This window comes from Streptomyces sp. CA-111067 (genome assembly GCF_050956065.1).
Taxonomy (GTDB): Bacteria; Actinomycetota; Actinomycetes; order Streptomycetales; family Streptomycetaceae; genus Actinacidiphila.
Genome location: NZ_CP192103.1, coordinates 8,653,519 through 8,676,905, shown reverse-complemented (window position 1 = coordinate 8,676,905; position 23,387 = coordinate 8,653,519). Strand labels below are relative to the sequence as shown.

Sequence of the window (23,387 nt, the reverse complement as noted above, 5' to 3'; positions counted from 1 at the left end):
ACCATGCCCCGCACGGCACCACGACGGCGTCGCAGGCGCTGGATCGCGCATCTCGCGGTCGTCCTGCTGTCCCTCACCGCCGCCCTCACCGGATCGGGCCTACCGGCCTCCGCGACACCGGCCCCGGCACCGGCCTCCGCCTCCGACCCGCAGTGGGTCGGGGTCGATCCGCGCGGCGCCGGCTGGACGGACTACACCGTCGACACCGACTTCCGGATCGTGAACGAGGCGGCCGACGTCTACTTCCGCGCCGACGGCGCGGGCAACTCCTACATGTGGGAGGTGAACATCTCCGGGAGCGTGCCGGTCTTCAAGCCGCATGTACGGGTCGGCGGCGGTTACCGGGTGCTCAAGGAGGTGCCGATCGGCGACGTGATCGCGCCGGACGCCCTGCACTCGGTCCACCACCTCCGGATCAGCGCGCGGGGCCCGACCGTCGTGACGTCGGTGGACGGCGTGCAGGTGGACACCATGACCGACCCGACCCGCGCCTCGGGCACCGTGGGATTCCGCGCCTCGAACACCGAGGACGCGTTCTACAGCGACATGACGGTCACGGCGCCGGACGGATCGACGCTCTTCGCCGACCCGCTCACCACCGGCGGCCCGAACCAGTTCACCGCCGGGACGCCGACCGCGACCGGACTCGAGGTCTCCGGCGCCGACGCGCTGCTCACCCCGGGCAACGGCACCACCCGGCTGCGGCACGAGTTCGCCGTCGGCAAGAAGGTGCGCAGCGCCAGGCTCTCGGCGTCGGCGCTCGGGATCTACCAGCTCGACATCGACGGCAAGCAGGTCGGCGACCAGCTCTTCGCCCCCGGCTGGACCGACTACAGCAACCAGATCCAGTACCAGACCTACGACGTCACCCATCTCGTCGCGCGCGGCGGCAACGCGATCGCCGCGCAGCTCGCGCCGGGCTGGTACGCGGGCACCGTCGGCTGGTTCGGCACCGGCCAGTACGGGTCGAGCCCGGCCCTGTGGGCCCGGCTGGAGATCACCTACACCGACGGCACCGTCCAGCAGGTCGTCACCGACCCCTCGTGGTCGGCCAGCACCACAGGGCCGGTGACCGGCGCAGACAACTACATGGGCGAGTCCTATGACGCCCGCGCCGAGCAGCCGGGCTGGGACCGGCCCGGGTTCCACGGCGCCGGGTGGCAGGCCGTCGATGTGCTGCCCGGTCAGACGGACAAGCTGGTCACCACGCTGGGACCGCCGGTGCGGGTCACCGGCACGGTCAGGCCGGTGCGGATCACCCGGCCGGCGGCGGGCACGTACATCGTCGACCTCGGCCAGGAGATCACCGGCGTCACCCGGCTGCGGGTGCGCGGGGCGACCGGCTCCACGGTGACCCTGCGGCACGCGCAGGCGCTCAACCCGGACGGCACCCTGTACACGAAGAACCTGGCCGCCGGACCGCAGCCGTACGTCTACGCCCGGCAGACAGACACCTACACGCTGAGCGGCAGGGGCACCGAGGTCTTCCAGCCGCAGTTCACCGAGCACGGCTTCCGGTACGTCGAAGTCACCGGCTATCCGGGCCCGTTGACGGCGGCCGACGTGACCGGGGTGGTCGAGGGGTCGGACGCGCCGGTCATCGGGTCGTTCGCCACCTCCGACCCGATGCTGAACAAGCTGCAGTCGAACATCACCTGGAGCGAGCGGGACAACCTCTTCTCGATCCCGCTGAGCGACGACGCGCGCTCCGAGCGGCTCGGCTGGACCGGCGACGCCGAGTTCTTCGCGCCCACCGCCGTGTTCAACCGCGACCTGGACGGCTTCTACCGCAAGTGGGAGCGGGACCTGATCGACAGCCAGACCGCCTCGGGCGTCTTCGACAACGTGGCGCCGACCTGGCCGCCGGTGGCGAACGCCGGCTACGGCGGCGGCTGGGGCGACGCGGGCATCGTCATCCCCTACACGGCCTGGCAGAACTACGGCGACACGGCCATCGTGCGGGACAGCTATCCGGCGATGCGCAAGTACGTCACGGCGATGACGTCCATGAGTCCGGGACTGATCCTGCCCGCGTCCTTCGCGCCGGCCGGCGACTGGATGAACGTCGGCCAGGGCACGCCCGCCGACCTCATCGCCACCGCCTACTTCGCCTACGACACCTCGCTGCTGGCCGACATGGCCGACACGATCGGCAACACCGCCGACGCCGCCGCCTACCGCGACCTCTTCGGGCGGATCAGCGCCGCGTGGCAGGCGAAGTACCTGGCGGCGGACGGCACGATCGCGGGCGACAGCCAGACCGCGTACGTGGTGGCCCTGAAGGTCGGGCTGCTGCCCGAGTCCCGGCGGGCGGCCGCGGCGAGCCGGCTGGTCAGCCTGATCCAGGCGGCCGGCGACCATCTGACCACCGGGTTCGTCGGGACGCAGTGGCTGCTGCCGGTGCTGTCCGACACCGGGCACACCGATGTCGCCTACCGGTTGATCGAGCAGACCGACTACCCGTCCTGGGGGTACGAGATCGCGAAGGGCGCGACGACCACCTGGGAGCGGTGGGACGCGATCGGGGCCGACGGGAGCTTCAACCCCAACGAGAACGGCAACGGGTTCAACCTGCCGGTGGGCGGCACGGTCGGCACCTGGATGTACCGGACGATCCTCGGCATCGTCCCGGACCCCGGCCGGCCCGGATACCGGCACTTCAGCATCCGCCCGCAGCCCGGCGGCGGGCTCACCCACGCCGCCGGCTCGCTGAAGAGCCCGTACGGCACGATCGCCGCCTCCTGGAGCCGGCGGGACGGAGGGCTGACGCTCTCGGTGAAGGTGCCGCCGCACACCACGGCCACCGTCGTGGTGCCGGCCGATCACGGCGTGCGCGCTCCGTCCGGCGCGCGGCTGCTGCGCCGCGACGGCAGCGGCAGCGCGTACGCGGTGGGCTCCGGCAGCCACACCTTCACCAGCCGGTGACGGTGCGGCCGCCGGCCGCCTCACGGCCTGCGGCTGCCCGCGGGATCGGGCCGGGCGGCATCCACCTCCTTGCCGGAGGGGTGCTGCCCGGCTCCGCCGTCCTCTCCCCGGACCGGCGTTCCGGCGGGGTCCGGCTCGCCGTGCCGGGGAAGCAGGACCAGGGCGAGCACCGCGGAGGCGGCGGCGATCCCGGCGGCGGTCAGCAGCATGTGGTCCATGCCGTGCACGAAGGCGTGCCGGACGGAGTCGAGCAGCGCCGTACCGCCGGTGCGGTGCGCGATCTCGACGCCGCCGGCCGCGCTGTCGCGGACCGCGCCGGCGGAGGCGGCGGGCAGCCCGCCCACCTCGACGTGGCCGCGGTAGCCGGAGGTGAGCACGGTGCTCAGCACCGCGATGCCGATGGTGCCGCCGGCCTGGCGCAGCGCCTGCAGCAGGCCGGATCCGGCGCCCGCGCGTTCTGCGGTCAGCACGCCGAGGGCGGAGTTCATCGAGACGGGCAGGGCGATGCCGACACCGGCGCCCAGCACCGCGGTCCACGCCGCGGTGACGGCATAGCCGGTGTGCACCCCCGTGGTGGCGCCGACCGCCAGCGAGGCGGCGGCCAGCAGGAACCCGACCGCGATGAGGACACGCCCGCCGAACCGCCGGGTGCCCGTGCCGGCCACCCGGGTGCCGATGGTCATGCCGATCAGCATGGGCAGCAGCTTGAGGCCGGTGGTCAGTGCGTCGCTGCCCTGGACGGCCTGGAAGTACTGCGGCAGGGCGAACAGCAGCCCGAAGATGGCGAAGCTCGAAAGGGTCGCCATGACGGTGCCGAGGTTGAAGGTGCGGCTGCGGAACAGGTCGAGGTCGATCAGCGGGTGGGCGCTGCGGTGCTGCCAGAGCACGAACAGCACGAGGGCCACCGCGCCGGCCGCGACGGGCAGCCACAGGTCCGCCGATGTCCAGCCGTGCGAGCCGGCCTGGATGAAGCCGTAGGTGACGGCTGTCAGGCCGATGGCGGACAGCACCACCCCGCCCAGGTCGATCGGCCGCGGCACGCTGCTGCGGGACTCGGGCACGAACCGCGCCAGCGCGACGGCCCCGAGCGCGACCAGCGGGAGGTTGATCAGGAAGACCGAGCCCCACCAGAAGGAGTCGAGCAGCAGGCCGCCGAGTATCGGGCCGAGCGGCAGGCCGAGCGCGGAGGAGGTGATCCACAGCGCCCTGGCCCGGTTGCGCTCCTCGGGGTCCGGGAAGAGCACCGGCAGCACCGCGAGGGACAGCGGCATCATGAAGGCCGCCGCCGAGCCGAGCAGGCACCGGCCGGCGATCAGCAGGGCGGGTGTGGTGGCGAAGGCGCACAGCGCGGAGGCCACACCGAACAGCACCAGCGCGCCGATCAGCAGCTTCTTGCGGCCGTAGCGGTCGCCGAGGCCGCCGGCCGGGATCATGAGGGCGGCCAGTACCAGGGTGTAGGAGCTGCCGGTCCACTGGAGCTGCCCCGAGGTCATGTGCAGGTCGGTGGCGATCTCGGGCAGCGCCACGTTCAGGATCGTGGTGTCGAGACCGATGGTCAGCATGGCGAGCGCGAGCGCTGCCAGGGCGAACCATCGGCCGCGGCTGGTGGTCGGCATGTCGGCCTCCATTCGATACGTAACTCAGGTATCCTTTTCTCGGGCATGCGAACGGTCGTGCCGGACGCATGACACGAGCAAGTGTATACCTAAGTTAGGTAGTTTGTTGAGATGGTGGACCAGTCGTCCGAGGACGCGGCCAAGGCCGAGCGCACCGAGGAGATACTGAGCAGCCTGCTGCCGCGGCTCACCCGGCTGAGCGCGTCGACCTCCCGCGGACGGCTGCTCGAACGCGCCATCGAGGCCACCGGCCTGCCGCTGGACAAGCCGGCCATCACCATCCTGGTCACGCTCAACCGCGCGAGCGGGCCGCTGCGGGTCGGCGAGATCGCCGCCCAGATGCAGGTCGTCGGCCCCCATGTCACCCGCCATGTGGGCACCCTGGAGAAGCGCGGGCTGGTCCGCCGGGTCACCGATCCGGACGACCAGCGCGCCCGGCTCATCGAGCTCACCGACAGCGGTACGGCGGCGGCCGAGGCGTACACCCGCAGCGTCTTCACCTGGTTCGCCGAGGTCCTGGCCGACTGGCCGGAGCAGGACCGGCTCGACCTGGTGCGGCTGCTCGGCCGGCTGACGGACGACGTGACCGCGCACCTGGAGACACTGGACGAGAACTGACGCTCAGGCGTCCTTCTCCGGCTCCGCGAGCCGCAGGATCGGGTCGAGCAGGCCAGGGAAGCGGTCCCGCAGATCGTCGGCGCGCAGCCGGATCCGCCGGTGCCGGCCGTCGGCGGTCATGCTGATCAGCCCGGCCTCGCGCATGATCCGCCAGTGGTTGGTCAGCGTCGACAGCGGTACGTCCATGCCGTCGGCGAGCACCGCGCAGGTCGCCTCCGGGCTGGTCGAGGCGCGCCGTACCAACTCCAGGCGCACCGGGTCGCCGAGTGCGTGCAGCACGGGGGCGAGGGCCAGCGATTCACGGGCGGGCTGGGGCAGCGGTCGCATACCCGCACGGTACCTCATCGGTTCGATAGTTCGGGATTATCGAACTATGCTGCCGGGAACATCCGCCGCACGAGGGGGCACCGCCTTGACCGCAGACCGGGACACCACGACAGCGGCACCGCCGGCAGGCAGCGGCGGCCCACCGAGCCGTACGGCGCTGCTCACCCTGACCTGCCTCGGACAGTTCATGGTGCTGCTCGACAGCACGATCGTCGGGGCCGCGCTGCCCGACATGCAGCGGCGGCTGGACACCGGGCTGACCGGCCTGCAGTGGATCGTGGACGCCTACGTCCTGCTGGTCGCCATGCTGCTGCTGACCGGCGGGGTCTTCGCCGACCGCTTCGGCCGCAAGCGGCTGTTCCTGGCCGGCGTCGCGGTCTTCACCGCCGCCTCCGTGCTGTGCTCCTTCGCGCCCTCGATCGGCTGGCTGATCGCCGGACGGGTGGCGCAGGGCGTCGGCGCGGCGGCGCTGGGGCCGGCCTCGCTGGCGCTGCTGGCCGCCGCGTATCCGGTGCCGCAGGAACGGGTCAGGGCGATCGGCCTGTGGGCCGGGTTCAGCGGCATCGGCCTGGCCGCGGGGCCGGTGGCCGGCGGCATCCTGGTGGACGCCTTCAGCTGGCCCGCCATCTTCCTGGTCAACGCGCCGATCGGCGCCTTTCTGCTGGTGGCCGGCCTGCGCGTGCTGGGCGAGTCCCGCAATCCGGGCGCGCCTTCGATCGACGTGCCGGGGACGGTCCTCTCCGTCCTGGGGGTGGGGGCGGTGACCTACGGGCTGATCGAGGGCGGCTCGCGCGGCTGGGCCTCGCCGGTGATCCTGGCGAGCTTCGCCGCCGGCGCCGCGCTGCTCGCCGCGTTCGTCGCCGTCGAAGGGCGCGGACGCACGCCGATGCTCCCGCTGCGGCTGTTCAGGGAGCGGCTGTTCACCGTGTCCAACACGGCGATGGTCGTGGTCGGCTTCGCGCTCATGGGTTCGGCGTTCTTCTTCTCCCAGTTCTTCGTGTACGTCCAAGGCAGCTCGATCCTGCGAGCCGGTTTGCAGACCCTGCCCACCTCCGCCGCGATGGTGGTGGTCAGCCCGTACGCGGGCCGGCTTGCGGCCAGGTACGGCTTCCGGATCGTGGTCACCACCGGCATGGCGCTGGCCGGACTCGGGCTGCTGGCGCTGGGGTTCGCGCACGCGGACACCGGCTACGGGAACGTGTGGTGGCGGCTGGCCGTGGTCGGGATCGGTTTCGGTCTGACGATGTCGCCGCTGACCGGCGCCGCCATCCAGGCGGTCAGCCCGCGGGAGGGCGGCCTCGCCTCCGGGATCAGCAGCACCACCCGGCAGATCGGCGCGGTGCTCGGCGTGGCGGTGCTCGGCGCGATCGTCCGCTCCCGGCAGTCCGGCGGCGCGTCCATGGAGGCCGGCCTCGACAACGCGTTCCGGGCGGCCGGCGCCGTCACCCTGGCCTGCGCGGTGTTCACCGGCCTGTGGCTGGCGCGGTCCAGTCCGGCGGAGACGGCCGCGCCGCAACCCGTGCCGCCGCAGGGCCGGCCCACCGAGCCGTCGTCCACCGCCCGGTGACACCCGCCGGTCCCGGGCGCTCCGGCAGGTGTGGTCATCGGGGCGCCCGGGACCGGCTAGTATCAAGGCACAACGACGCGGGGTGGAGCAGCTCGGTAGCTCGCTGGGCTCATAACCCAGAGGTCGCAGGTTCAAATCCTGTCCCCGCTACTCGAAGGCAAGGCCCGGAAGCCATCGCTTCCGGGCCTTCGCCGTCTCCGCCGCGGGCCTTCTCCGTCCTCCCCGCGGCGCCTCGCCCTCTCCCCCGCGGCCCTTCGCCGTCTCCGCAGAGGCCCGCCGATCCGGCTCCGCTTTGCCGCTGCACGCTTATTGACCCTGTATGGCCGTGGTGATTCACTTCGTCCCTGAGAGCGCTCTCTCGCGGTTGAGGACCAGCCGCGGTCCGCCATCCACCACTTGCAGGGAGAGCCGTGTCCGTGATTCCCACTCGTCGTGCCATGCTCCGAGGTGCGGCCGTTGCCGCCGCGGTGCCGCTGGTCGGCGGCATCTCCGCAGGATCCGCTTTCGCGTCGTCGTCCTCCCACGGCGGCGACCACGATCACGACCATGGCCACGGTGACGACCACGGCCACGGCCACGGCTCCGCCGGTCTCGGGCCGAACGTCCTCATCTTCTCGCCGTCCATGGGCGACGCGGCGATCCAGGCCAAGGTCGACGCCGTCTTCGCCATCCAGGAGTCCAACCAGTTCGGCGACGAGCGGTACGCGCTGGCCTTCATGCCCGGCACGTACCACATCGACATCAACGTCGGCTTCTACACCCACGTCCTCGGGCTCGGCGACAGCCCCGACGACGTGGTGATCAACGGTCATGTCACGGTCGACGCCCAGTGGTTCGACGGCAACGGCACCCAGGACTTCTGGCGGGCGGCCGAAAACGTTTGCATCGTTCCGCCGGACGGCCTCAACCGCTGGGCCGTCGCGCAGGCCGGCCCGATGCGCCGGGTGCACGTCAAGGGCGACATGAACCTGATGCCGAGCCCTCCCGGCAACGGCTGGTCCAGCGGCGGGTACCTGGCCGACAGCGTGGTGGACGGCGAGGTGCAGTCCGGCTCGCAGCAGCAGTGGCTGTCGCGCAACGACACCATCGGCAGCTGGGTCGGCTCCAACTGGAACATGGTCTTCGTGGGCGTCCAGGGCGCCCCCGCCCAGACCTTCCCGACGCCTCCCATGACGACGGTCGACCGCACGCCGATCGTCCGCGAGAAGCCGTTCCTGACGGTGGACCGGCACGGCGACTACCAGGTCTTCGTGCCCGCGGTCCGCCGCGACAGCACCGGCACCACCTGGGCGCACGGGCGGGCCAGGGGCGAGAACATCGCGCTGTCCCGCTTCTTCGTGGCCAAGCCGGGCGACTCCGTCTCCGACATCAACCGGGCGCTGGACCGCGGGCAGCACCTGCTCTTCACCCCCGGCATCTACAACCTGTCCTCGACGATCCGGGTCAGCCGGCCCGGCACCGTCATCCTCGGCCTGGGGTACACCACCCTGCGCTCCACGCACGGCAACACCCTGATCGACGTCGCCGACGTCAGCGGCGTCACCGTCGCAGGCGTGCTGGTCGAGGCGGCCTCGGCGCACACCCCCGTGCTGGTCCGGGTCGGCCACGGCCGCAGCCGGCGCCGGCACGACGACGACCCGACCGTCCTGTTCGACGTCTTCGCCCGGATCGGCGGCGCCGTCGCGGGCGGCGCGGGCATCAGCCTGCAGATCGACAGCAACGACGTCATCTGCGACCACCTGTGGCTGTGGCGCGCCGACCACGGCCTGGACAACACGGTCGGCTGGACGGTGAACCCCGCCGACACCGGCATCCTGATCAACGGCGACCACGTCACCACCTACGGGCTGTTCGTGGAGCACTACCAGAAGTACGAGGTGCTCTGGAACGGCGACCACGGCCGTACGTACTTCTTCCAGAACGAGAACCCGTACGACGTCCCCACCCAGTCCGCCTGGATGAACGGCTCGACCAAGGGCTACGCGTCCTACAAGGTCGGCGACCACGTGCGCGACCACCTGGCGTGGGGCCTGGGCAGCTACTGCTTCTTCAACCTCAACGCGGACATCTACACCGACCGCACCTACGAGGTCCCCGACACCCCCGGTGTCGTCTTCACCGACCTGATGACCGTCTGCCTGAACGGCGCGGGCGGCGGCGGCATGCTGCACTGCATCAACGACAGCGGTGATCCGGTGCAGAACGGGTTCGCCGTCTACAACATGAAGAAGTACACGAACGGTGTGGCCACGGTCTGATCCCGGCTCACGTTCGCTGACGGGCGGGTCCCTTCGGGGGCCCGCCCGATCGGCGTCGCTCCCGGGGCTCGCCGGGCTCCCGGGGCGGGCTAAAACGGGTCGCCGGTCCGCGCGGGGCGACCGTAGGGTCCGGCCATGGACTGGGAACGCTGGCACGACGACTACGACAACCCCGGCACGTGGCAGGCGCGGCGGCTGGCCACCGTTCAGGCCCGGATCCGGGATGTGCTGGACAGCGCTCCGCCCGGACCGCTGCGGGTGATCAGCCTGTGCGCCGGGCAGGGCCGGGACCTGCTCGGCGTGCTCGCCGACCACCCGCGCGGGAACGACGTCCGGGCCCGGCTGGTGGAGTTGGACCCGCGCAACACCGCGCCGGCCGAGGCGGCGGCCCGGGCCGCCGGGCTCGACCAGGTGGAGGTCGTGACGGCCGACGCGTCGCTCACCGACCACTACCGGGGCATGGCCCCGGCCGATCTGGTGCTGGTGTGCGGGCTGTTCGGCAACATCACCGACGAGGACATCGAGCGCACGGTCGACACGTGCACGCGGCTGTGCGCGAGCGGCGGCACCGTGATCTGGACCAGGACCCGCAAGGAGCCCGACGTGGTGCCGCGGATCTGCGGCTGGTTCGAGGAGCGCGGCTTCGAGCGCCGCTGGCTGTCGGAGCCCGACGCCGGGTTCGGGGTCTGCGTGCACCGCTTCGGCGGCGTACCGGAACCGCTCGGGGACGGCGCGCGCATGTTCACCTTCGTCGGATACGACGTCCTCAGGCTCGGCTGACCCGCCCTCGGTCGCCGACGGCCTTTCGGCCGCCGGGTCTACCGCCAGCCGGGCGAGGCGCGGGCGTGGCTACCTCCGGCCGCGGGCCGGGAGCCGGTTGACTGGCCGATACGCCCGCTCGGCGGGAGTCGGACCTGGCGCGGCGGCCCGGGAGACGCGTGAGGCAGGAGGCTCGGTGGTGGGACGCGACGGCACGGGGCTGGACTTCGCCGCGCTGTTCGCGGCGGTGCCCGCGGCCTGCCTGGTGCTCGACCGGGACTTCACGATCGTCGCCCTCAACGACGCCTACAGCCACATCACCGGGCGCGGCGCGGACGAGCTGGTCGGCCGGGAGTTCTTCGACGCCTTCCCGCCGGAACCGGACCGGCCGACCTCGCGCGGCGCCGAGACCCAGCGCCTCTCGCTGGAGGCGGTGCTCGCCTCGGGGCAGACCAACCTGCTGATGCTGCACCGCTTCGCGATCCCGCGTCCCGACGAGAACGGCCGGTTCGAGCCGCGCTGGTGGAACGTGATCAACCAGCCGCTGACCGGACCCGACGGGCAGGTCGAGCTGATCATCCACCGGGTGGAGGACGTCACCGCGTTCGTCCGCTCCCAGGACGGGGACGGCACCAGGACGCCGCAGGACCACGGCGACCAGGCGCCGCGCGCGGAGCTGTTCACCCGGGCCCAGGAACTCCAGCAGGCCAACGCCCGGCTGCAGGAGTCCACCGTGCGCACCCGGGACATGGCGCTGACGCTCCAGCAGACCATGCTCGCCACCCCCGACCTGACCGCGCACCCGGAGATCGCGGTGCGCTACCGCCCGGCGCTGAAGGGGATGAACGCCTGCGGCGACTGGTACGACGTGGTGGACCTGCCCGACGGGCGGCTGGCGCTGACCGTCGGCGACGTGGTGGGCCACGGTGTGGACGCCGCCAGCGTCATGGGCATGCTGCGCAGCGCGCTGAGCGCGGCGATCCGCGTCGCGGACGGCCCGAGCGGCGCGCTGGAGACGCTGGGGCTGTACGCGCGCTCCCAGGACGGCGCGACGGCCACCACGACCTTCGCCTGCCAGCTCTTCCCGGTCAGCCGGCTGCTGACCTACAGCAGCGCCGGCCACCCGCCCCCGGTGCTGCTGCACGCCGACGGCACCCACGAACTGCTCGACCAGGCCACCGACCCGCCGCTCGGGGTCCGGCTCGAACATGTGCCGCGCCCCCAGGCCACCGCCGACTACCGGAGCGGCGACACGCTGGTGATATACACCGACGGCCTGATCGAGCGGCGCAGCGAGGACATCGACGTCGGCCTCGACCGCCTGGTCCGCGCCGCGCGCGGGCTGCACGCGCTGCCGCCCGACGAGATCGCCGACAGCCTGCTCACCACGATGGCCGACCCGGCCGGCCAGCAGGACGACATCTCCCTCCTGGTGGCCAGGCTCTGACGCCTCGGGCGTGCTGAAGGTTCCTGAGACCGTCGCGAGGCTTTTTCACGTAGATGCGTGTGGTAATCACGCAGTGAATATCACCGATGGTTCGATCGCCACACCTTTCGCACCACCCAGCTGAGCCGCCGGTCGAAGCCGCGCCCACCTGGAGCGTGGTCTCGTCAAGTGGGCCTCGCTCCGACGTTCTTACCAGACTCTTGACACCCCTCATGAGGGACTCATAGTGTCCACGCCACAGAATCGACGTTAGTTTTCACATCCACAGCTGATCATCTTCACGTCGTCCCGGTGTGCAAGGAGGAGGTGCCCGTGTCCGCACTGCGGCCCTACGCCCTGCGGTGCGATCACCGCACCACTCCCCTCGGAATCGACGATTCCGCTCCGCTGCTGTCCTGGCGGCTGGCCTCCGACCGGCACGGCGACGACCCCGCCGGGTACCGGATCCGGCTCGCCGAGCGGCCCGAGGAGCTGGCCGACGGCGGCCGGCCGCACTGGGACAGCGGCCGGATCGAGGATCCCGCGGCGATCGGCGCCGTCTACCCCGGGCCCGCCCTGCGGGCCAGGACCCGCTACCACTGGCGGGTCGAGGTCTGGCCGGCGGCCGGCGGCGCCCCCGCCGACGCCGTGTCGTGGTTCGAGACCGGGATGGCCATGTCGCCGGGGGGCGCGGGGGCAGCGCGGAGCGCGGGCGGGTCCGGTTGGCGGGCCGCCTGGATCACCCACGACCCGGACCCGATCGACGTACTGGACGCCCCGACCGAGGGCGAACACGCCCTGGACGACCACGGCCTGGCGCCGTGTCCACTGCTGCGCCGCGCCTTCCCCGTACGGTCCGGCTCGCCGCTGGTCGCGGCCAGGCTCTATGTGAGCGCGCGCGGCCTGTACGAGGTGCGGCTCAACGGCGCCCGCGTCGGCGACGCCGAACTCGCCCCGGGCTGGACCGACTACACCCGCCGGATCCAGTATCAGACCTACGACGTGACCGACCTGGTCGGTGGCGGCGAGAACGTCCTCGCGGCGACCGTCGCCGACGGCTGGTGGAGCGGCTTCGTCGGCTTCGAACCGCGCCGGGCGGGCGCGCACTACGGCACGTTCCCGCAGTTCCTGGCCGAGTTGCACCTCACCCATGCCGACGGCGGCGTCAGCACGGTCGTCACCGACGGCAGCTGGGTGACCGGCACCGGGGCGATCCGGCACGCCGACCTCCTGATGGGCGAGTGCCACGATCTGCGGCGGGCCGTGGACGGCTGGGAGCTGCCCGGCTTCGACGCGGCCGGCTGGCGGCCGGCCCGGGTGGTCGACGCCGAACACCGGCTGCTGGTGGCCTCGGTGGACGAGCCGGTACGGGCGATGGCCGAGGTGCGGCCGGTGTCCGTCACCCTCGTCTCCCCCGGTACGCACCTCGTGGACTTCGGCCAGAACCTCGCCGGACGGGTCAGGCTCACCGCCGACTCACTGGAACCGGGCGCCCGGGTGGTGGTCCGGCACGGCGAGGCGCTGGACGACAAGCAGCGCCTGTACACGGCGAATCTGCGCACCGCCGCGGCGACGGACGTCCTGATAGCAGACGGCCGGCCGTGCATCGAGTTCGAACCGCGGTTCACCTACCACGGCTTCCGCTACGCGGAGATCAGCGGCCTGCCCGCGCTGGACCCGGGCGACGTGCTGGCCGTCGCGCTGCACAGCGACACGCCCTGGGCGGGCTCCTTCGACTGCTCGGACGCCGACCTCCGCCGGCTGCACGAGTGCGTGGAGTGGGGCCAGCGCTCCAACTTCGTGAGCGTGCCGACCGACTGCCCGCAGCGTGACGAGCGGCTCGGCTGGCTGGCCGACGCGCAGGTCTTCCTCCCCACGGCGGCGCTGAACGCCGATGTGGCGGCGTTCTTCACCAAGTGGCTGCGCGACGTCGAGGACGCCCGCACGCCCGACGGGGGCTTCCCGAACGTGGCCCCGCGGTTGGCCGGTGTCGCCGACGAGGGGGCGCCCGGCTGGGCCGACGCCGGGGTGATCGTGCCGTGGCACCTCTACCGGACCTACGGCGACCCGCGGTTCCTGTCCCGCGCGCTGGACGGGATGCGCGCCTGGGTCGCCCTGATCCACCGGCACAACCCCGACCTGGTCTGGCGGCACCGGGTCGGCCCGCACTTCGCCGACTGGCTCGCCCCCTCCCCCACCCCGCGCGAGGTCGTCGCCACCGCGTACTTCGCGCACAGCACCCGGCTCACCGCGCTGGCCGCCGAGGCGCTGGGTCGGCACAAGACGGCCGCCGAACACCACGAGCTGGCGGCCCGGATCAGGGCCGCCTTCGTCCACCGCTTCGTCACCGCCGACGACACCGAGGGACAGGTGCGCGTCGCGGGCGACACCCAGACCGGCTATCTGCTCGCGCTCGCCTTCGGCCTGCTGCCCGAGGAGTGCGAAGAGGGCGCGGCCGGCCGGCTCGCCGAACTCGTCGAGGAGGCCGGTCCGGCCCTGCGGACCGGCTTCCTCGGCGTGGCACTCGCCGCGCCCGTGCTCGACGCGTACGGGCGCGCGGATCTGGCGCACGCGCTGCTGCGCCGCACCGAGGTGCCGTCCTGGCTGTTCCCGCTGCGGCACGGCGCCACCACCATCTGGGAGCGCTGGGACGGCTGGACGCCCGGCGACGGCTTCCGGGCCCCGGCTATGAACTCCTTCAACCACTACGCGCTCGGCTCGATCGGCGAGTGGCTGCACCGAGGCGTCGCCGGCCTGGACCAGAGCGCGGACTCCGTCGCCTACCGGCGGCTGCTGATCAGGCCGCGGCCGGGCGCGCTCACCCACGCCAGCGCCCGCTACGAGTCGGCCCGCGGCACCGTCGAGGCCGGCTGGCGGCGCCAAGGCGCCAGCCTCAGCCTGCACGTCCAGGTGCCGCCCGGTGCCACCGCGGACGTCTTCGTACCCACCACCGATCCCCGTTCGGTCCGCGGACCCGACGCGGCGCCCGGGGACGGCGGCCACGCCGCCCTGATCGGTACCGGCACCGGCCACGCCCACTACCGGGTGGCCTCGGGCTCCTACCACTTCACCGCGGCATTCTCTCCGGCGGAGCGACCGCTCGCCGGTCCCCTTGAGGAGGACACACCATGAGCACGGGTTCCCGCAGTCTGCCCGGCCGGGGCACGGTGAGCCGCCGAGGATTCCTCCGCGTCGGCGGTGGCGTCGTGGCCGCGACCGGGCTCTCCTCGGTCCTTTCGGCGTGTTCCAGCAGCGGCAAGGGCGGCAAGGTGCGGATCGTCGGAGTGGCCGACGAGCAGAAGCCGATCACCGATCTGCTCGCCGTCTACCGCAAGAGCCACCCCGACGCCGACTTCAGTACCTCCTTCGCGCCCACCGACCAGGTGCAGACGGTGGTGCGCACGCAGCTCGCCGGCGGCAACGCCCCCGACGTGCACGTGCTCTACCCCGGGAGCGGCAGCGCGATGTCGATGGTCGAGCTGGCCAAGGCGGGCCTGCTGGCCGACCTCGACGACCAGGCGTGGACGAAGTCCATACCCAAGGGCTTCGACGCGGCCTACCGCAGGGACGGCAAGACCTATCTGTACTCGGCGGGCAGCAGCGTCATCGGCGCCATCTACAACAAGCAGGTGTTCGCCGACGCCGGGGTGAAGCCGCCCACCACCTGGGCCGAACTGCTGGACGTCTGCGGCACGTTGAAGGCCAAGGGGGTGGTGCCGATCGCGCTCGGCGCGCAGACGCCCTGGGTCACCCAGCTGATCACCTACGCCCTGGTGCCCAACGCGGTCTACGCCAAGGACCCCACCTTCGACGACGACATGGCGGCCGGGCGTACGACGTTCGCCGGCTCGGGCTGGGCCGACGCCATGGGCAAGTACCTGGACCTGCAGAAGCGCGGCTTCTTCAACGACCACCCCGACGGCACCACCTACGAGCAGCAGACCTCGATGGTCGCCACCGGCAAGGCCGCGATGGCCGTCCAGGTGACCTCGGTGCTGTCCAACTTCCGGGACGCCGCGAAGTCCCCCGACGACCTCGGCATGTTCCCGTTCCCCGGTGGGGACGACCCGGCCGGGCTGTGGATCCCGGCGGGTGTCGTGGTGGGCCTCGGCCTGTCGGCGCGGGCCAAGAACGCCGCCAAGGGGCGGGAGTTCATCGAGTTCCTGGGCAAGCAGGAGAACCTCAACGCCTGGGCGGCGGATGTGGCCGCCATCCCGTTCAAGCGGGACGCCAGCACCAAGCTCGACCCGGTGCTCTCGGCGTTCCTGCCGATCATCGACGACAACCGGGCCGTGCCGTTCATGGACCAGCGCTGGCCCAACGCCGAGGTGCAGCCCGCCCACTTCGCCGCCGTCCAGGACCTGCTGGCCGGCAAGACCGATGTGAAGGGCGCTCTGGGCCAGATGGACAAGGCCTACGGGAAGAAGTCGTGAAAGCACCGCACATCGCAAGGCCCCGGTTCGGCCGCCGCGACCCCACCACACCGCCCTGGGTGTTCGTGGTGCCGGCGCTGGTGGTGTACGCGCTCGTCGTGCTCTACCCGAGCGTCTCGGGCGTGGTCTACGCGTTCACCGACTGGTCCGGCATCGGCTCGTTCTCGTTCGTGGGCTTCGACAACTTCCACACGCTGGTCAACGACCACCGCGCCCTGCAGTCGATCACCAACACGCTGCTGCTGACCGTCGCCATCGTCGTCGTGCAGAACGCCATCGGGCTGCTGCTGGCGCTCGGGGTGAACGCCAACATCAAGTCCAGGGACCTGCTGCGGGTGATCTTCTTCGCGCCGGCCGTGGTCAGCCCGGTGATGGTGGCGTTCCTCTGGAAGTACGTCTACAACCCGGACAACGGCGCCGGGCTGAACGGCATACTCGGCGCCGTGGGCCTGGGCAGCCTGCGCCAGGACTGGCTGGGCGACCCGTCGATCACGCTGTGGTCGGTGGCGGCGATGGTCGTCTGGCAGTACGCCGGCTACTCGATGGTGATCTTCCTGGCCGGCCTCCAGGACGTACCCCCGGAGTTGCACGAGGCGGCCAGGATCGACGGCGCCGGCACCTGGCAGCGGTTCCGCTATGTCACCTGGCCGCTGCTGGCGCCCGCGCTGACCATCAACCTGATGCTCTCGACCATCGGCGGCCTGAAGCTGTTCGACCAGGTGTACGCCGCGACCAACGGCGGACCCGGCACGTCGAGCGAGACGCTGTCCACGGTGCTCTACAAGGAAGCGTTCGTGTACGGGAAGTTCGGCTACAGCACGGCGGTGGCGCTGGTGCTCGCCCTCTTCGTGGCCGCCGTCTCGCTGGTCCAACTCCGCTACCTGCGCGCCCGGGAGGTCACCTCGTGAGTACCGCCACGGCCGGCCGGCGTATCCCGCGGCCCGCCTCCGCGCCCGCCGGGCGGCGGCCGGGCTACGGCCGCTACCTGCTCGAACTGGTCCTGATCGCGGTCGCCGTCGTCTTCCTGTTCCCGGTGTACGCGCTGGTCACGCTGGCGTTCAAGACCCCGTCGCAGATCGCCGACTCGCCGCTGTCGCCGCCGACCTCGCCGACCTTCGACAACTTCGGCAACGCCTGGTCGGAGGCCTCGCTCGGCTCCGCGCTGGTGAACAGCGCGATCATCACCGCGCTGAGCCTGCTGCTGCTGATCGTGATCGGGTCCACCGGCGCGTACTACCTCGCGCGGTGCGTCAGCGGCCTCGGCTACGGCCTGTACGTGCTGTTCCTGCTGGGGATCATCCTGCCGTTCCAGCTCGGCATGATCCCGCTGTACAAGCTGGTGGACAGCCTCGGCTGGCTCGGCACCTACCAGGGGATGATCCTGTTCTACACCGGCATCCAGATGCCGTTCACGATCTTCCTCTACACCGGCTTCATCCGCGCGCTGCCACCGGACTACGCGCAGGCCGCGCTGATCGACGGCTGCAACCACCGGCAGGCGTTCACCCGGATCGTCTTCCCGCTGCTGCGGCCGATCACCGGCACCGTGATCATCCTGAACGCGGTCTTCATCTGGAACGACTTCTTCACCCCGCTGCTGTACATGGGCGGGTCCGGCAAGGAGACGGTGCCGGTGGCGGTCTTCTCCTTCGTCGGGCAGTACGTCTCCGACTACGGCCTGGTCTTCGCCGGACTGGTGCTCGCCGCGCTGCCGATCCTCATCATCTTCCTGCTGCTCCAGCGCTATGTGATCAAGGGGTTCGCCGGTGGTATCAAGGGCTGACCGCACGCCAAGGGCGATGTTGTGAACGGCCGCGCGGGCGGCCTCCTCCCGGCGGACATCGCCGCGATACTCGACCAGCCGCCGAGGGCCTTCTCACCCACCGCGATCTGGTGGTGGAGCGGTGAGCGGCTGGACCGGGCGCGGTTGCGCGCGCAGCTCTACCGGTTTGCCGAGGGCGGGGTGTTCAACCTCGTCATCCTCAACCTGGCGCCCTCGGGACCGCTGTTCGGGTCCGACGCCGACGATCCGCCGTTCATGAGCGAGGCGTGGTGGGCGCTGCTCGACGGCGTCTGCGAGGACGCGGCCGAACTCGGCGTCTTCCTGTGGTTCTACGACCAGTTGGGCTTCTCCGGGGCCGACCTCCAGGCGCGACTGGTCGACGAGCGGCCGCAGTTCGCGGGACGCCGGCTGGAGCGGGTGCGCGCGGTGGTGGACGGCGGCGGTGAGCTGCGCTGCCCGGCCGACGGGGAGCCGGTCGGCGGCCACGCGGAGCCGCTGGACAAGGAGGGGCGGGTGACCGGCGCCGCCGTGCCGCTCATCGCGGCCGGGCGCGCGGTACGGCCGCCCGGTCCCGGGCGCTGGCGGCTCACGCTCCACCACCATGTGGCGCGCGGCTTCGACTACCTCGGCGCGGAGGCGTGCGCGGCGCTTCTGGACCGGGTGCACGGCGCCTTCGAGCGGCATCTCGGCGACCGGCTCGGAACGGTGGTCGTCGGCTCGTTCCAGGACGAACTGCCGTCGCTGCCCACCTGGTCGGCCGCGTTCGCCCAGGACTTCCTGCGGCTGCGCGGCTACGACCTGGTGCCGTATCTCGACGCGCTCTACGAGGACGGCACGGAGAGCGCCGACCGCCGGTCCCCCGGTGCCGGGCGGGTGCGGCACGACTACCAGCTGACCCGGGCCGAGCTGGCCGAGGAGGCGTTCTTCCGGCCGCTGGCCGGCTGGCACCAGCGGCACGGGCTGCTCGTCGGCTGCGACCAGCAGGATCCCGCGCGGGCCGGACACCCGGTCGGCGGCGTCGAGTTGTACGCCGACTACGCCAGGACCCACCGCTGGTTCTCCGCGCCCGGTTCCGATCACCACGGCGACGCCCGCATCCACTCCTCGCTCGCGCACCTCTACGGCGGCCGGCGCACCTGGATCGAGGCGTTCCACTCCACCGGCTGGGGCGGCACGCTGGAGGAGACGTACGACTGGCTGCTGCCGTGGCTGCGGGCCGGGGCGACCCTCTACAACCCGCACGCGGTGTACTACACGACCAAGGGCGGCTGGTGGGAGTGGGCGCCGCCCGGCACCGACTGGCGGCAGCCCTACTGGCGGCACCACCGGGTCTTCGCCGACGCCGTCACCCGGCTCTGCGCGATCCTGAGCCTCGGGCACCATCTGTGCGACCTGGCGGTGCTGCTGCCCACCACGACCGCGCAGGCCGGTACGGCGCTGGACGGAGTCTCGGCCGACGCGGCCCGCGCGCAGGCCGTCTACCTCGACGTCATCGGCGACATGACCTGGTTCCACACCAGGCCGGGGGCACTGGACCGGCTCGGCCGCGACACCGACGTGATCGACGACGCCTCCCTCGCGCGGGCGTCGGTGCGCGCGGCCGGCCCTGACGGGACGGCCCGGCTGTGCGTGGCCGAGGAGAGCTACGCCACCGTCCTGCTGCCGGCCTGCACGGTCCTCGAAGCGGCCACCGCGTGGCGGCTGGTGGAGTTCGCGTCGGCCGGCGGGCGGCTGGTCGCGGTCGGCGCCGTCCCCGATGACGTCGTCGGCGCTGGCGGCGACGCCGCGCTGGCCGCGCTGCGCAGGTGCTTCGCGGACGGCCGGGCCGTGTTCGCGCCGACGGTGGACGAGCTGCCCGGTGCACTGGCCGGTTCGCGGCCGGCCGTCGAGGCGACGGTCCCGGCGCTGGCCCGCCGGATGGCGGACGCCACGGTGGTGTTCCTGACGGCCGCCGCTCCGCGCGCGACCCGGGCGGAGGTCGCCGCACCCGACGAGCGCGGGGCGGCACTCGGCTGGCTCGACGTGCGCTACGACTTCGACCCGGGACGTTACGCGCGGAGCGCGCGGGTCCGGGTGCGGGAGGTGGCGGGACCGGCGGTGCTGGTCGACCCGTTCGGCGGTGTGCCCCGGGCGCTGGCGGTGCGGGCGGTTCCCGAGGAGCCGGGGTGCTGCGAGGTCGAGGTGCCTTTCGACGCCGGGCCGGCCGCGATCCTGGTCTTCCCGGGGTCCGCCGGCCAGCCGGTGGAGGCGTTCGCGCCCGCCGAGGCGGACGGGGCCGTGATGATCCCGGCCGACGCGGACTGGGAGATGTCGCTGGTGCCGACGGCCGACAACGCGTGGGGGGACTTCGACCGTCCCGCTGCGGGGACGGGCGGAGCGGTGCGGACCGAACTGCGGGCGTTCCGCCACCGGGTGGAGGGGCCCGGTGAGGACGGCGTTCGCGACGGGTGGGCGGTGTCGGGGGCCCCGGCGGGGGCCGTCGTGCACGCCACGTTCGGGCCGCATGCAGTCCTGCGCGGGGCGGACGGGGCGACCGTCAGGACGCTGGAGTGGTCCGACTCCCGCGGCGTCCGCAAGGATCCCGTGCACCGCGAGGTGCTGGGCCCCAAGGGCCATGTGCCGGAGGAGTTCCTCCACGTCGGCCCGACGGCGGCCGGCGAGACCAGGCGGGTCGCCGTCGAACTGCTGCTGGCGGCGGACTTCGACGGGCAGCTCGCGATCGGCGCCGCTGCCGCCAAGTCCGTACGGCTCGCGGGGCGGCCGGTCGAGCTGGCGGACGGCGGTCATCTCGCCTTCGGGCAGGTGCGGTTGGCGGCCGGGCGCGTGCTGCTGGAGCTCGACCTGACGCCCGATGAGGACGTCGATCTGCGGGCCCATGTGGCGCTCGTGCGGGACGCGGAGCGCTACCGGCGTCCGGAGTGGATCTCCGCCGCTCCGGGTCCCGGTCCTGCGGGTACGGGCGCCGCGCGGGTCGGTACGACGCTGGCGCTGGCCGCGCCGCCCGCGCGGGCCGTGGTCCAGGTCGTCGCCCGTGGCCGGTGCGTGCTGCGGGTCAACGGTGAAGTGGTGGGCAGGCAGGGCGGTTTCGATCCGTACACCGAGCACGCGGTGCCGCGCGTGCGGCGGCACGACGTCGCGGCGGCGCTGCGGGCCGGCGACAACGAGATCTCGGTGGAGAGCGCGGGCGGCGACGATCCGGCCGTCCTGGTGGACGCGGTCGTCCACGGCGACGGCCCCGCTCCGGTCGCGACCCTGCACAGCGATGCCGCCTGGTGGGCGGAGCGGGACGGCGAACGGGTGCCGGTGGCCGTCCGCCGCCGCCCGGTGGGCGACCCGGCGGCCCTGTACCTGCGGCGCAGACCGCACCCGCTGCCGGGCGCCGCCTGGCTGGACCCGGAGGCGGACGACGGGACGGTGCTGCCGGTCGGCTTCGCCGTGCCGGACGCCCGGCGGTCGGTGGAGTGGCTGTGGTGCGAACTGCCGCCGGGGGCAACCCGGTTGACGGCGGAGGTGCACGGCAGAGCGACGGCGTTCGTGGACGGCGTGCCGCACGGCGCGACACCGGACTCCCCCGGGCCGCACACCCTGACCGTCGATCTGACCGGTGACGGAGCCCCCTCGGGCGTCCGCCGGGCCGCCCTGCGACTGGAGCCCGACCCGGGCCACCGGGGCGGCGCGGCCCTGGCCGGCCCGGTCCGCTGCGCGGTGGGCGCCGGGCTCATCAGAACCGGCGACTGGGAGTCGGCGGGCCTCGCCGAATACAGCGGTGGCGTCCGCTACCGCCGCCTCGTGCACGTACCGGAGGCCGCTGCGGCGGGCCAGGTCAGGCTGGACCTCGGCCGGGTGCGGGGCACGGCGGAGGTGTCGGTCGACGGCGCCCCCGCCGGAACGAGGGTGTGCTCCCCGTACGTGTTCGATCTGACCGGCCTGACGACGCCGGGCCCGCACACGATCGAGATCACGGTCTTCGGCACGCTGGCCCCCTACTTGGACGCGGCAAGCCCGACCCATTTCGTCTTCCCGGGCCAACGCGTCACGGGCCTCATGGGCCCGGTCCGCCTCCTGACGACCTCGGCACGGCGTACGAACGGCCGTCCCGCACAGAGCGCGTCGGCATCCACCGGCGCCCAGGGCGCCGGCTGATCCCGGTGGACCGTCCGGCCCACCGGGCCACCGTCACGACCCCGTCGGGCCCCGCCAGCGTTCGCGGGCCGTTGTCACGCGGAACAGGTAGTCGGCGTATGCCTCGTCGTAGAAGGCGACGGCCGCCGGGGACGGGTCGATCACCGCCTCCGGGATCGTCCACCGCACCGGGTCCAGGTGGTGGCCCAGGGTGTCGCCGTGGGCGGCCACGCCCGCCATGACTGCTCCTCGGGCGCCCGGCTCAGGGCCGCGGGCCACGCGCAGGGGGCGGCCCAGGACGTCGGCGAACAGGCGGAGCCAGGCGGGGGTGCGGGTGCCGCCGCCGCAGACGGCGAGCCGGCCGGTCAGGCCGGCGGCCTCCAGGCAGTGGCGGGCGGCGAAGGCGATGGACTCGCACATCGCGCGGACCAGGTCGGCGCGGTCGGCGCGCAGGTCGAGGCCGGTGAACTCGGCGCGGGCGGCGGGATCGACGAACGGGGCGCGTTCGCCCGAGGGCGACAGGTACGGCAGCGCCGCCACGCCCCGGGCGCCGCGCGGGGACGCGTCCAGCAGGTCGGAGAGCTGGCCGTGCGTGGTGCCGGTGAGGCCGAGCACCCAGTCGAGCGCGACCGTGCCGGTCATCGCGGGCAGCGCCCGCATGTGGCGGTCCGGCCTGGCCGTGCCGAGGTGGAAGCCGACCGGTTCCGCGTCGAGGCCGACCGTATCCACGACCACCTGGCACGCCAGCGTCGTGCCGACGGTGAGCAGCCCGTCCCCCGGCTCGGTCACCCCCGCTCCGATCGCGCAGGCCGGCAGGTCGTAGGGGCCGCAGGTGACGGGCGTGCCGCGGGACAGGCCGTCGGTGCGGCCGTGCGCCTCCCCGTACGGCAGGGTCGCCGCGATGGGCGGCAGCAGGCCCGCGCGGTGTTCCAGGCCGAGTGCGGTGAGCGCGTCGGGGGCGTAGTCGCGGGTGCGCGGGTCGAGGAAGGGCACCGACGCGTCGGACAGGTCGGTGCCGCGCTCGCCGGTCAGCCGCAGGTGGATGACGTCCTTGCAGCAGGCGGCCGTCGCTGCCGCGTCCAGGGACGCCGGTTCGTTGCGGTCGAGCCATGCGAGCAGCGGTCCGGCCGAACCGGGGAAGAGCACGTTGCCGGTGCGCCGGTAGAGCCGCGTCGCCGTGCCGTCCGCCATCCAGCCGGCCACCAGTCCGCCGGCCCTGCCGTCCATCCACGACATGGCGGGCCGCACGGCCCGCCCTTCCGCGTCCACCAGCCACAGCCCGTCGCCCTGGCCGGTGACGGCGACGAGCGCGGGGGTCCGGCCCTCGGTGACCGCGGCGATGACGCCGGCGGCGGCCCGCACCACCTCCTCGACGTCCTGCTCGACGCGCTCGCCCTGCCCGCCGAGCGAGACGGGCGTCGACTCGACCCGCAGGGTCGTACCGTCCTCGGCGAAGGCCGCCGCCTTGGCGACGGAGGTTCCCATGTCCAGTCCGACGAACACCGTACGTTCCTTCCCTCGGCTCCCAGACGTCCCGATGATGGCCGGCCGCG

At 72.8% G+C, this 23,387-nt stretch carries 14 protein-coding genes and 1 tRNA gene; 12 read left to right on the top strand and 3 right to left on the bottom strand.

Annotated elements, in window-relative coordinates:
* Window positions 1–3: 3 nt before the first annotated feature.
* Window positions 4–2,925, top strand: a complete 2,922-nt coding sequence (locus ACQPW6_RS38200; RefSeq protein ID WP_433894315.1) for a family 78 glycoside hydrolase catalytic domain — start codon at window positions 4–6, stop codon at window positions 2,923–2,925.
* Window positions 2,926–2,945: 20 nt separating this feature from the next.
* On the opposite strand, the gene ACQPW6_RS38195 is transcribed toward ACQPW6_RS38200, so the two are convergent.
* Entirely contained in the window at window positions 2,946–4,541 is a 1,596-nt protein-coding gene (locus ACQPW6_RS38195; protein WP_433894314.1) for an MFS transporter, read from the bottom strand.
* Between the two features lie 111 nt (window positions 4,542–4,652).
* On the opposite strand from ACQPW6_RS38195, the gene ACQPW6_RS38190 reads away from it, so the two are divergent.
* On the top strand, window positions 4,653–5,159 hold the full coding sequence (locus ACQPW6_RS38190) for a MarR family winged helix-turn-helix transcriptional regulator (protein WP_433894313.1): 507 nt from the start codon (window positions 4,653–4,655) through the stop codon (window positions 5,157–5,159).
* A 3-nt stretch (window positions 5,160–5,162) separates the two neighbouring features.
* On the opposite strand, the gene ACQPW6_RS38185 is transcribed toward ACQPW6_RS38190, so the two are convergent.
* Window positions 5,163–5,486 (bottom strand): ArsR/SmtB family transcription factor, encoded by a 324-nt coding sequence (locus tag ACQPW6_RS38185; RefSeq protein ID WP_433894312.1) that lies wholly within the window; start codon window positions 5,484–5,486, stop codon window positions 5,163–5,165.
* Window positions 5,487–5,673: 187 nt separating this feature from the next.
* Here ACQPW6_RS38185 and ACQPW6_RS38180 point away from each other — a divergent pair, with 187 nt between their 5' ends.
* The 10 genes from ACQPW6_RS38180 to ACQPW6_RS38135 all read left to right on the top strand — a co-directional run bounded on the left by ACQPW6_RS38180 (window position 5,674) and on the right by ACQPW6_RS38135 (window position 21,855).
* The gene (locus ACQPW6_RS38180) at window positions 5,674–7,053 is read left to right on the top strand and encodes an MFS transporter (protein ID WP_433894795.1); all 1,380 of its coding nucleotides are present in this window, start codon (window positions 5,674–5,676) and stop codon (window positions 7,051–7,053) included.
* Between the two features lie 76 nt (window positions 7,054–7,129).
* Window positions 7,130–7,203 (top strand) — tRNA-Met (locus ACQPW6_RS38175).
* Between the two features lie 266 nt (window positions 7,204–7,469).
* The gene (locus ACQPW6_RS38170) at window positions 7,470–9,311 is read left to right on the top strand and encodes an adenylyl cyclase (RefSeq protein WP_433894311.1); all 1,842 of its coding nucleotides are present in this window, start codon (window positions 7,470–7,472) and stop codon (window positions 9,309–9,311) included.
* Between the two features lie 135 nt (window positions 9,312–9,446).
* Window positions 9,447–10,091, top strand: coding sequence for a class I SAM-dependent methyltransferase (locus ACQPW6_RS38165; protein WP_433894310.1), 645 nt, complete (start codon window positions 9,447–9,449; stop codon window positions 10,089–10,091).
* Window positions 10,092–10,266: 175 nt separating this feature from the next.
* Window positions 10,267–11,517: a PP2C family protein-serine/threonine phosphatase gene (locus tag ACQPW6_RS38160; protein ID WP_433894309.1), complete on the top strand. Its 1,251-nt coding sequence runs from the start codon at window positions 10,267–10,269 to the stop codon at window positions 11,515–11,517.
* Between the two features lie 312 nt (window positions 11,518–11,829).
* Window positions 11,830–14,628, top strand: coding sequence for a family 78 glycoside hydrolase catalytic domain (locus ACQPW6_RS38155; RefSeq protein ID WP_433894308.1), 2,799 nt, complete (start codon window positions 11,830–11,832; stop codon window positions 14,626–14,628).
* The gene (locus tag ACQPW6_RS38150; protein WP_433894307.1) at window positions 14,625–15,929 is read left to right on the top strand and encodes an extracellular solute-binding protein; all 1,305 of its coding nucleotides are present in this window, start codon (window positions 14,625–14,627) and stop codon (window positions 15,927–15,929) included. The genes ACQPW6_RS38155 and ACQPW6_RS38150 overlap by 4 nt, the downstream gene beginning before the upstream one ends.
* Window positions 15,926–16,837, top strand: coding sequence for a carbohydrate ABC transporter permease (locus tag ACQPW6_RS38145; RefSeq protein WP_433894306.1), 912 nt, complete (start codon window positions 15,926–15,928; stop codon window positions 16,835–16,837). Before ACQPW6_RS38150 ends, ACQPW6_RS38145 begins: the two co-directional genes overlap by 4 nt.
* On the top strand, window positions 16,834–17,712 hold the full coding sequence (locus ACQPW6_RS38140; RefSeq protein ID WP_433894305.1) for a carbohydrate ABC transporter permease: 879 nt from the start codon (window positions 16,834–16,836) through the stop codon (window positions 17,710–17,712). The genes ACQPW6_RS38145 and ACQPW6_RS38140 overlap by 4 nt, the downstream gene beginning before the upstream one ends.
* A 21-nt stretch (window positions 17,713–17,733) precedes the next feature.
* A complete protein-coding gene (locus ACQPW6_RS38135; RefSeq protein ID WP_433894304.1) occupies window positions 17,734–21,855 on the top strand; it encodes a glycosyl hydrolase in 4,122 nt (1,373 codons plus the stop codon).
* 33 nt (window positions 21,856–21,888) lie between these two features.
* On the opposite strand, the gene ACQPW6_RS38130 is transcribed toward ACQPW6_RS38135, so the two are convergent.
* Entirely contained in the window at window positions 21,889–23,337 is a 1,449-nt protein-coding gene (locus ACQPW6_RS38130; RefSeq protein ID WP_433894303.1) for an FGGY family carbohydrate kinase, read from the bottom strand.
* Between the last annotated feature and the right edge of the window lie 50 nt (window positions 23,338–23,387).

What these genes read in the sequence shown, in the direction of transcription:
- ACQPW6_RS38200 (WP_433894315.1), top strand. Translation starts at nt 4, where the DNA reads ATGCCCCGCACGGCACCACGACGGCGTCGCAGGCGCTGGATCGCGCAT.
- ACQPW6_RS38195 (WP_433894314.1), bottom strand. Translation starts at nt 4,541, where the DNA reads ATGCCGACCACCAGCCGCGGCCGATGGTTCGCCCTGGCAGCGCTCGCG.
- ACQPW6_RS38190 (WP_433894313.1), top strand. Translation starts at nt 4,653, where the DNA reads ATGGTGGACCAGTCGTCCGAGGACGCGGCCAAGGCCGAGCGCACCGAG.
- ACQPW6_RS38185 (WP_433894312.1), bottom strand. Translation starts at nt 5,486, where the DNA reads ATGCGACCGCTGCCCCAGCCCGCCCGTGAATCGCTGGCCCTCGCCCCC.
- ACQPW6_RS38180 (WP_433894795.1), top strand. Translation starts at nt 5,674, where the DNA reads ATGGTGCTGCTCGACAGCACGATCGTCGGGGCCGCGCTGCCCGACATG.
- ACQPW6_RS38165 (WP_433894310.1), top strand. Translation starts at nt 9,447, where the DNA reads ATGGACTGGGAACGCTGGCACGACGACTACGACAACCCCGGCACGTGG.
- ACQPW6_RS38150 (WP_433894307.1), top strand. Translation starts at nt 14,625, where the DNA reads ATGAGCACGGGTTCCCGCAGTCTGCCCGGCCGGGGCACGGTGAGCCGC.